General features: G+C 46.1%; 8 protein-coding genes and 1 pseudogene. 3 read left to right on the forward strand and 6 right to left on the reverse strand.

The window, feature by feature from the left end; genetic code table 11:
• From Q0389_RS10655 to Q0389_RS10675, 5 genes and pseudogenes are all read right to left on the reverse strand, one after another.
• Positions 1–82, reverse strand: a pseudogene (locus tag Q0389_RS10655) (30S ribosomal protein S18); the annotation flags it as partial.
• A gap of 21 nt (positions 83–103) precedes the next feature.
• Entirely contained in the window at positions 104–604 is a 501-nt protein-coding gene (locus tag Q0389_RS10660) for a single-stranded DNA-binding protein (RefSeq protein ID WP_298694052.1), read from the reverse strand.
• Positions 605–622: 18 nt separating this feature from the next.
• Positions 623–997 carry a 30S ribosomal protein S6 gene (gene rpsF / locus Q0389_RS10665; protein WP_298694053.1) on the reverse strand — a complete coding sequence of 125 codons (375 nt, stop codon included), beginning with the start codon at positions 995–997 and terminating at the stop codon, positions 623–625.
• 117 nt (positions 998–1,114) lie between these two features.
• The gene (gene holA, locus Q0389_RS10670) at positions 1,115–2,080 is read right to left on the reverse strand and encodes a DNA polymerase III subunit delta (RefSeq protein WP_298694054.1); all 966 of its coding nucleotides are present in this window, start codon (positions 2,078–2,080) and stop codon (positions 1,115–1,117) included.
• Positions 2,073–4,022, reverse strand: coding sequence for a ribonuclease R family protein (locus Q0389_RS10675; protein WP_298694055.1), 1,950 nt, complete (start codon positions 4,020–4,022; stop codon positions 2,073–2,075). The genes holA and Q0389_RS10675 overlap by 8 nt, the downstream gene beginning before the upstream one ends.
• Positions 4,023–4,093: 71 nt before the next feature.
• Between Q0389_RS10675 and Q0389_RS10680 the strand changes: the two genes are divergently transcribed.
• Both Q0389_RS10680 and greA read left to right on the forward strand, forming a co-directional pair.
• Positions 4,094–4,420 carry a hypothetical protein gene (locus tag Q0389_RS10680; protein ID WP_298694057.1) on the forward strand — a complete coding sequence of 109 codons (327 nt, stop codon included), beginning with the start codon at positions 4,094–4,096 and terminating at the stop codon, positions 4,418–4,420.
• Positions 4,421–4,948, forward strand: coding sequence for a transcription elongation factor GreA (gene greA, locus Q0389_RS10685; RefSeq protein ID WP_298694058.1), 528 nt, complete (start codon positions 4,421–4,423; stop codon positions 4,946–4,948).
• 7 nt (positions 4,949–4,955) lie between these two features.
• Here the strand turns inward: greA and Q0389_RS10690 are convergent, their stop codons facing one another.
• Positions 4,956–5,444, reverse strand: coding sequence for an Hsp20/alpha crystallin family protein (locus Q0389_RS10690; RefSeq protein ID WP_298694059.1), 489 nt, complete (start codon positions 5,442–5,444; stop codon positions 4,956–4,958).
• A 133-nt stretch (positions 5,445–5,577) separates the two neighbouring features.
• Between Q0389_RS10690 and purL the strand changes: the two genes are divergently transcribed.
• Complete coding sequence (gene purL / locus Q0389_RS10695) at positions 5,578–7,791, forward strand: phosphoribosylformylglycinamidine synthase subunit PurL (protein WP_298694061.1); 2,214 nt, start codon at positions 5,578–5,580, stop codon at positions 7,789–7,791.
• Positions 7,792–9,295: the final 1,504 nt, after the last annotated feature.

Consider the following 9,295-nt stretch of genomic DNA (forward strand, 5'->3'; position numbering starts at 1 on the left):
CTACATCTTTGTAGTCAATGAAATCAACTTTTTGTTCGCAGTATTTGCAATAACGTTTTTTGTATTTTCTTTTTTCTGACATGGTTGTATCCTTGTACTTTTGTTAAAACGGAATTTCGTCTTCGTTGATATCAATCTCAGGGAGATTGTTTTCAGGCATTTTTGCCGGTGACGGTTTTGAGTATGAAGGTGGTGGATTGTAGGCTTTCGGCTCGTTATAGCCTCCGCCGTAATTTCCAGAATCACCCATATCTGAATAACCGCCTTGAGAACCTTCGCCGCGTGAATCGAGCATTTGCATCGTTTCGACGATAACGGAGTGTTTAGAGCGTTTTTGTCCGCTTTGTTGATCTACCCATTGTTCAAACTGCAGTCTTCCTTCGACAAGGATTTTAGACCCTTTGCGAAGGTATTGGTTGGCAACTTCACCTGAACGGCCGAAAAAAGTGATGTCGACAAAACATGTCTCCTCTTTTTTCTCGCCGTTCATCGTAAATTTACGACTGGTCGCAATCGCGGATTTGGCAATTGCCGAACCGTTTTGAGAATATCGAAGTTCGATATCGCGGGTGAGATTTCCAACCAAAATGACTTTGTTATACATAGGTTTATCCTTAAGGGCTTAAGACGCTGCTTCTTCTTTTTTCTCAGCAACAGCAGCAGGTTTTTTGGTTTTTTCAACCATACCGTTCCATGCTGCAACTTCACGTTTTGTATCGTATTTCATAGTTACGAAACGCAAAATTTCCTCATTGATACGAAAACGACGTTCGATTTCAGCAATTGCAGAAGGTGCAATTTTGTAATACATAACGTAGAAATAACCGCGAGCGTTTTTCTCGATCGGGTATGCCAATTTTTTCATTCCCATCGCATCGCGAGCAACGATTTCACCGCCGTTGGCTGTGATAACCTCTTCAACGAGTGTGATGGTGTTTTTAATCTCTTCTTCTGTAAGAGTCGGTTTTACGATTACTAAGTTTTCGTAATGTCTCATAGCGTATGTCTCCTTATGGTGTTCGCCCCTTATGGTATTAATACAGCACGACAATCGTGTTGCAAAGAGCAAGGAACGCGCGGATTATACTAAAAATCTGCTTAATTTAAGTTTTGGCTATAGAACACTCTGGAGTTTGAGAAGTGCCGAAAGCAGCAAAGATTCCTGATCGGGAGAACCGGTCGATTTCATTTTCAATTCGGTATCGAGGAGGAGATTGATCCCCCGTTTATACCCCTCAGGAGAGATTTTGATCGAGAGGGCGGCGCGCTCTTTTTCGATGAATCCGGGAAGTTTATATCCCAACACGAGAGCCGAATCGGCGACACCGTGGATTTTGATGGCACTGTTAAAAAGATAGAGCTGGGTCAGAAATCCGCTGATGGCGGTGAGCAACTGGATTTCGTTTTCTCCCGATTCGAGGAGATGGCGCAATGCGGGGAGGAACTCTTTTTTCTCGATGACACGGGCGATGAAGTGGTCGAGCTTTATTTCGCTGAGTCCAAATACATGCTCGTCGATCTCTTTAATCGTGATCGGCTTTGCAAGAATTGCAAGTTTGGAGAGTTCATTGCATGCGAGGGCAAGGTCACCGTTATGAATATCGAGAAGATGAAGTGCGGCATGCGGATCAAGCTGAATACCGAGGGATTGGGCTTCTTGGAGAACAATGGCTCGTGCTTCGTTAGCATAAGGGTGAAAAAAACGGACAGATCCGGTGTGCGAACCTTTAAATGCGGAATCAGCCCCTTTGACATCATCGCCGTAATAGCAGTAAATAAAGGTGTTGTCGCTATTTTTACCGACGAGTTCGACCAGGGCGTCGAGGTCGGCTTTCGGCACTTTTTTTTCATTTTTGATGATGAGGAGATTTTGATCGCCGAAGAGTGAACCTTGGGATAGATGGGCTTTTGCCGTGTTGAAATCGTACTCGTCATGATAAAGGCTCAGTACCGATGCTCCCTCGATTTGTGCCAGTTTATGGGCATAGCGATCGATTAAAAAATGGCTTTCACCAAAAAGAGCCATAGCATGCGGAGTACTGTTGTTCTGCAAGTGACGGTCTAAATCCTGTCTATTCATCCGTTTCCTTTTCAATGCGCCGTACAAACGAGGCGGTAATTTTTGCGGTAGCAAGATTGGCACTTTCGATTTTGACGATGATGTCATCAAACAGCATAAGGCCGAACGGAGCGGTAACGCTGACCTTTGCTCCCATGATTTCGTCATGGATTTCGGCGAAAACGTCCTCTTCGGCTTTCATGACACGCGCCTTGAATTCCTGACCGATAACGGTAGCGGCCCAGCGGGCGAATTTGCGCTCATGGAAGCGGATTTCGATGTCACTGGCTTCACGCTCTTTTTCGCTGATCGAGGTACAGAGCGATTCGATATTACGAAGAACATACGATCCTTCTTCGGTATCGCCCGCGGCAATCGCTTTGAGAAGGCGGTGGACGATCAGATCGCTGTAGCGGCGGATCGGAGAGGTGAAGTGGGTATAGCGATCGAATCCGAGACCGAAATGCCCCATATTGTACGGTGCATAGCGTGCTTGCATTTGTGCACGGATGATGAGGGTATCGACTTCGCTAACAAGACCTCGTTTCTCGGCTTCGGCCTGAATAGCGGTAATGGTCTCTTTGATTGTTCCTTGGGATTCGACGAAGATACCGATCGAAGCCAGTTCGGTATAGAGGCTCTGGAGTTTCATCGGGGATGGGGATTCGTGGATACGGAAAACTCCCCGCTCATACAGAGATGCCGCCGCTTTATTGGCTAGGAGCATACAATCTTCGATCAGGGCATGTGAGGGGGTCTCTATAGCGAATTCGGTCGATACGATGTTTTGTTCTTCGTCGATCCGCATCTCCAGCTCACTGGAGCGGAAGTTGTACCCTTTTTTCATCCGTTCTGCCCGAAGTTTTTCGGTGAGTTCGTTGAGTGCGGGGATATAGGCCAAAACCTGTGCCTCTTTTTCCGTCTCGGCTTGATGATTCCCCTCAAAAAAGGCATCGATCTGTTCATAAGTGAATCGTCGGTGAGAGTGGATGATCGACTCGTAATGGGTGTGGGAATCCATCTCGAAGGTGACCGGGTCGATATGCATCTCAAATGTATAGGCGAGACGATCGACGAGAGGCTGAAGCGAACAGAGCGTCTCGCTCAGTTCACGCGGCAGCATCGGGATAGAACGGTGGGGAAGGTAGATCGAAAAGCTGCGGTAAATCGCTTCGGCATCGATCGCTCCGAAAGGGTGGACGTATTCGCTGACATCGGCTATGGCGACATACAGAGTAGAGGTTTCGGGAATATAGCAGATCGCATCATCGAAGTCTTTTGCGGTGACAGGGTCGATCGTACAAAACGGCAGATGGCGCAGGTCCCGGCGATGCGGATAGAGCGATGCATCGACCTCTTTGGGAAACTCGCGTGCCATTGCCAGTACGTCATCTTCAAACGCATCGTGTTTATTGTAGAGGGCAAGAACGATTTTTTCATCCACTTTCGGGTCACTTAGATTTCCGAGATACGCGGCGATGGTTCCGCTTTGGTTATTGATCTGATAAAGCGATCCTTCGGCGTTTTCAGGAAGGTCGGTAAGGGCAAAACCGGCAGGATGATCGGTACGGATATCATACAGACCTATATGTCCGTTTTTGGAGGAGACAACCGCAACACTGAAGGTTTCGCTCCGTCCGGCGATGACGACGACTTTTGCCTGAGGGCCGCCGCGTCGTCCCAAAAGGCGTTGTGCGATGACGAGATCGCCGTTTTTAGCTCCTATCAGGTTTGCCATCTCGATGAAATGGTCCCGGACACTCTCTCCAATTGTCTGGAGATAGGCCCCGTTATCGGAAGCCAATGAGATAATTCCGGCGCGGTATTGGGAAGCGAACTGGTATTTCCCGTCCGTATGGGTCAGGAGCTTCATTGCGCTCCATTGATCCACCAGAGGACGTTCATCAGCAGCGATGTCTTGGTCATACAGACCGTGGGTAAGACGAATTAGGAGTGATTTCATGAGGATATTATAGTCTATATACACTTCTATGGTAGAATTTTTTCTCATTTTAATAAAGGAAATATCATTCAATGACACATGAAGCCGTTCTCAACCAACTCGGATATGCTCCGAACGAAGCGTTAAGTTTGCAACTGAGCCGTATCGAAAACAATACCAAAGGGTATGAAAAAATTATCAAACATATTTTGGATCTTCACGAAGCGCTTAAAACGGATGAATCGTATATTGCCCTTTCCAATAGCAACGACTATTTCAAAATCAAAATCGATGCCAGCGGCGAGACCAGTGCGGCGGATGCGATGGAAAAAATTAACCATTTTGCCCATAAATACAAAGTCGAATTGCAAAAAGTAGACGGAAAACCGACTTATTATATTCTCGGATTTGCGGCGTAAATGACGAACGAACCGATGACACCGCGAGGGTATGATGAGCTCTTGCGGGAGTTTAAGTACCTCAAAGAGATTGAAAAACCCCGTGTCAATCAGGAAAAACAGCGTGCGGCGGAGCTGGGTGATCGAAGCGAGAATGCCGAATATCATGCCGCAAAAGAGAAGCTTCGCCACATCGATAAAAGGCTCTTTTATCTTAACTCGATGATCGAAAAAGCGCAGATCATCGATCCCGCTTTGTTGGATCATTCCCGTATCCATTTTGGTGCGACGGTCGGTATCATCGACATTCAAAACGACGATGAATTCTCCTATACGATTTGCGGGACGTTGGAAAGCGAGCCTGAAAATGCATTGATATCGGTTCACTCACCGTTAGCGCGTGCGATGCTTGGGAAAGAAGAGGGGGATGAGTTTAGCGTCAATCTTCCGAATGGAAGAAAGAGCTATGAGGTCGTTTCGATCACCTACCGTGAAGTTTTCGAGTTGAAAAAAAATCATCGGAGTGAAAAAGATTTCGGATTTCATTAATCCGTTATTATTTGATCTCGATTTTTTTCGAGACTTTTTTATTCGGGTTTTTAAGAACCGTGATTTTAAGAACACCGTTAAGCGAAGTGGCCGTTATCGCGTCGAAATCGGCATCTTCGGGCAACAGGTAGCTTTGGCGAAATTGGGAAATAGAGCGTTTGGACTCTTTTTTAGTTTCGCTCTCTTCTTTACGTTCTCCCGATACCATCAATCGGTTTCCGGATGTTTCGATGGAGATATCTTTTTTATCCATCCCCGGCAAATCGATGTCGATGAGATAGGCTTTCTCGTTTTCTTTCATAGATGAAGCACCGTACATTGAGTTCATATGCGGAAAAGGGCGGTTAAAAAAGTTTTCCATCTCCTGCATATCCCAAAACGATCCCATCGGTTCGGTAGCCGGCATTTCGGGTTTATGCTGAGGTACGGCTGCCGCTGCACCGAGTAAAACAGGGATACTTCCCAAAGCAATTACAAGACGTTTAGACAGAGTCATACTTAAACCTCCAATTGATGATCTTGAATACTAAATTTAGAGCGATTTTGTAAATGGACAGCAAATTAAGGGGGGCTTTGATTAGCCTTTGGTATAATCGCGTTACTATTATCATCATTACAAGGAATTTGCCGTGAGCACTCCCCTTCCGGACATCGAAAAAGTCCTCAAACAACATAAACTCTCGCTAGGAGATTATGAGCATATCAAAAAGATCCTCGGACGCGAGCCAAACCTCGTCGAGATCGGGATTTTTTCGGCGATGTGGAGTGAACACTGCAGTTACAAATCGTCCAAAAAACATTTGAGCGGTTTTCCGGTCAGCGCACCGTGGGTCATTCAGGGACCGGGTGAAAATGCGGGCGTTATCGATATCGGCGGCGGATATGCGGCGGTTTTCAAAATGGAGAGCCATAACCATCCGAGTTTCATCGAGCCGTATCAAGGTGCGGCAACGGGAGTAGGGGGGATCATGCGTGACGTTTTCACCATGGGTGCCCGCCCTATCGCCAACCTCAATGCGCTTCGTTTCGGAAACGTGTTGAACCAAGATGATATCAGCGCGCATCAGCGCTATTTGGTACGCGGTGTCGTATCGGGTATCGGCGGATACGGTAACTGTATGGGGGTTCCGACGATCGGCGGTGAAACAAGCTTCGATGAATGCTATAACGGCAATATCTTGGTAAATGCATTTACCCTTGGGTTAGCGAAAAGCGATGAAATTTTCTACGGAAAAGCGGAAGGGATCGGAAATCCGGTTATCTATGTCGGATCTAAAACGGGACGTGACGGTCTGGGCGGTGCAGTCATGAGTTCCGACAGCTTTACCGAAGCATCTAAAGGACTTCGTCCGACAGTACAAGTGGGCGATCCGTTTACCGAAAAATTGCTTCTTGAAGCGTGTTTGGAACTTTTCAAAACCGATTATGTCGTGGGTATTCAGGATATGGGTGCTGCGGGTCTGACATCGAGTTCGTTCGAGATGGCAGGGCGTGCCGGAAGCGGGATGATCATGCATCTGGACAAAGTGCCTGCGCGCGAAGAGGGGATGATGCCGTATGAGTTCATGCTCTCCGAGTCACAAGAGCGTATGCTTATTTGTGCGAAAAAAGGCTCAGAACAGGCGATCATCGATATTTTCGAGAAATGGGATCTTGACTGCGCGGTCATCGGTGAAGTAACGGCAACCGGGAAAATGGAGCTGTTCTGGCACGGTGAGAAATGTGCCGAGGTTCCGGTCGATCCGGTGAGCGAAGAGGCTCCGGTATTGGATCGTCCTATGAGCCGTCCGGCCTATTTGGACGAAGTCGCAAAAGTCTCTCTTAGCGATTTTGAAGTGGTAGACAATCAAAAAGCGTTTGAAAAACTGATTTCATCGATGGAAGTGGTCGATAAGAGTTGGATTTATCAGCAATATGACTCGATGGTACAAACCAATACGGTCAAAAAGGGAGGCGAACTTGATGCTTCGGTTATCCGTATTAAAGAAAACGGCGTAGCCTTGGCAATGAGTGCCGACTGCAATGTCCGTTACTGCTATATCGATCCGAAAGCGGGAGCTGCGGCAGCCGTTATCGAAAGCGGCCGTAACGTCGCGATGAGCGGTGCGACGCCTAAAGCGATCACCGACTGTCTGAATTACGGAAATCCTGAAAATCCGGAAGTGATGTGGCAGTTCGGTCAAGGATGCTTGGGGATTAAAGAAGCGTGTGCCGAATTGAATACTCCGGTTATCGGGGGTAACGTATCTCTATATAACGAAACAAACGGCAAGTCGGTATTCCCGACACCCTCTATCGCAATGGTCGGAGTTAATGAAGATCAGAACAAAGTTTTGATGTCCGCATTCCAAAAAAACGGCAACGTTCTGTACCTCGTCGGTGAAAGTCGTTCAGAATTTGGAGGATCACTCTATATGAAAGAGCTTTATAATGTCGTAGCGGGAACCATTCCGGCAATCGATTATGAGAAAGAGCGTGCATTATGGAACCTTGTCATCGAAGCGAATAAAAAAGGGCTTTTAGCCGCGGCAAAAGATTGCAGTAGCGGCGGTGCGGCAATCGCACTGGCAAAAATGGCGTGTGTCAGTGACAAAGGGGCGAATATTTCCATTGCGGTTGAAGACGAGCGTGATATTTTTGCAGAGAGCATGTCACGTGCAATCATCGAAGTGGCACCGGAAAACTGTGGAGCTTTCGAAGCGATGGTCGGCTCACTGGCCTGTCAAAAAATCGGGACGGTCGGCGGCGATACGTTTACTATCAACGATGTGACGATGAGACTTCCTGAGATGCAAAACATCTACTACAATACCTTCAAAAAAGTGATCGAAGGCGATCTCTAGTTTCTTTTTTCCTTCTCTCGAATTGGGAGAGGGAACTTTTTCTTCTGAATTTCAATCCTTATAGTTTATACGCTACAATAAAAGAAAACAAGGCAACAATCGGGTGAAATTAAAAGCACAGTTTTTTATTTTTATGTCACTTGTTCTCCTGCTGTTTGTATCCGCAGTCTGGATCTATGCGGATAGATTGCAAGAGAGAATCAATGAAAAATGGGGTGAACGGTTTGTCAAAAAGCAAGTGATTTTTGATAAAAACCGTACTTTGCTTCCGATTATGCGTGAAGTTGCATTGGCCAAAAAAATGGCGGAAGACCCTGAAATCCTCCAAATGGCACGTAATGAAAACGATCCGGTGAGTGTACAAAAAGGGATCGACGCTTTAGAATATTATCGGCTGAAGTTTGCGGATCGGAGCTATTTTGCCGCGTTCGCAAAGTCTCGACACTACTATTTTAACGATTATTCTAACCAATATACCGGCAAACAGCTGGGATATACCCTCTCTCCATCCGATAAAAATGATCAATGGTTTTTTAAAGCGCTCATGGTCAATGAACCGTATCAAATCAATGTGAATAAAGATACGATAATGGGAACCACCAAAGTATGGATCAATTTTTTATTGCGAGATGGGAACCAAACTCTCGGCATCGTCGGAACCGGACTTGATCTGGGGCAGTTTTTAAAAGAATCGGTGGGAATAGAACAAGATGGCGTACGCAATCTTTTTATCAACCGTGAAATGGCCATACAACTTGAACGTGACACCAATCTGATCGATTATGCCAGTATCGCTAAGAAAAAGGGAGAACACCGTACCCTCGGTGTTTTACTCCACCGTGAAGAAGATGTAAAAGCAATACAAAACGTAATGAATGAAATCGGAACACTTGCTAATGCGGATCAAATCAGAACTCTTTGGATTGATTTCGAAGGGAAAAAACAGTTACTGGGGATCGCCTATTTACATGAGTTGAATTGGTTTAGCCTGACATTGATCGATTCTCAGGAACTTTCGTTGGTCAATAGTCTTTATAGCGTTCCGATTTTGATTGCACTGTTAAGCGCTTTTTTTCTTGCGATCGGATTTGTTCTGAATCAGCTCTTTCTTAATCCGCTGAATCGTTTGAAAGCAGTGATCGTCAGTACCGAAAAAGACGAGTACCGTATCGATCCTCCGATAGTTGGAAAAGGGGAGATCGCCGAACTCTCTCAGGCTTTTCGGCAAATGGTTGCTTTGGTACGGGAAAACAATGCCGTAATGGAAGAAAAAATACGTCTAAGAACCCATGAAGTTGAACAAAGCGAACAAAAGCTCAATACAATATTAGAGAGTGTTGACGCGTACATTTACATCAAAGATGCACACTATCGCTATGTATATGTCAATAAGCAGGTTCGGGAATTTTTTGGAAAAGAGGCGCAGGCAATTATCGGTAAAGAGGATGATGAATTTTAGATCGGAAGAGCGTCGTGTAGGGAAAGAGTGTAGATCTCGGTGGTC

This window comes from uncultured Sulfuricurvum sp., from assembly GCF_937936435.1.
Taxonomy (GTDB): domain Bacteria; phylum Campylobacterota; class Campylobacteria; order Campylobacterales; family Sulfurimonadaceae; genus Sulfuricurvum.

Excerpts from the sequence above, each read along its gene's own strand:
- greA (WP_298694058.1), top strand. The coding sequence starts at position 4,421 with ATGACGAACGAACCGATGACACCGCGAGGGTATGATGAGCTCTTGCGG.
- Q0389_RS10675 (WP_298694055.1), bottom strand. The coding sequence starts at position 4,022 with ATGAAATCACTCCTAATTCGTCTTACCCACGGTCTGTATGACCAAGAC.
- Q0389_RS10680 (WP_298694057.1), top strand. The coding sequence starts at position 4,094 with ATGACACATGAAGCCGTTCTCAACCAACTCGGATATGCTCCGAACGAA.
- Q0389_RS10660 (WP_298694052.1), bottom strand. The coding sequence starts at position 604 with ATGTATAACAAAGTCATTTTGGTTGGAAATCTCACCCGCGATATCGAA.
- rpsF (WP_298694053.1), bottom strand. The coding sequence starts at position 997 with ATGAGACATTACGAAAACTTAGTAATCGTAAAACCGACTCTTACAGAA.
- holA (WP_298694054.1), bottom strand. The coding sequence starts at position 2,080 with ATGAATAGACAGGATTTAGACCGTCACTTGCAGAACAACAGTACTCCG.
- Q0389_RS10690 (WP_298694059.1), bottom strand. The coding sequence starts at position 5,444 with ATGACTCTGTCTAAACGTCTTGTAATTGCTTTGGGAAGTATCCCTGTT.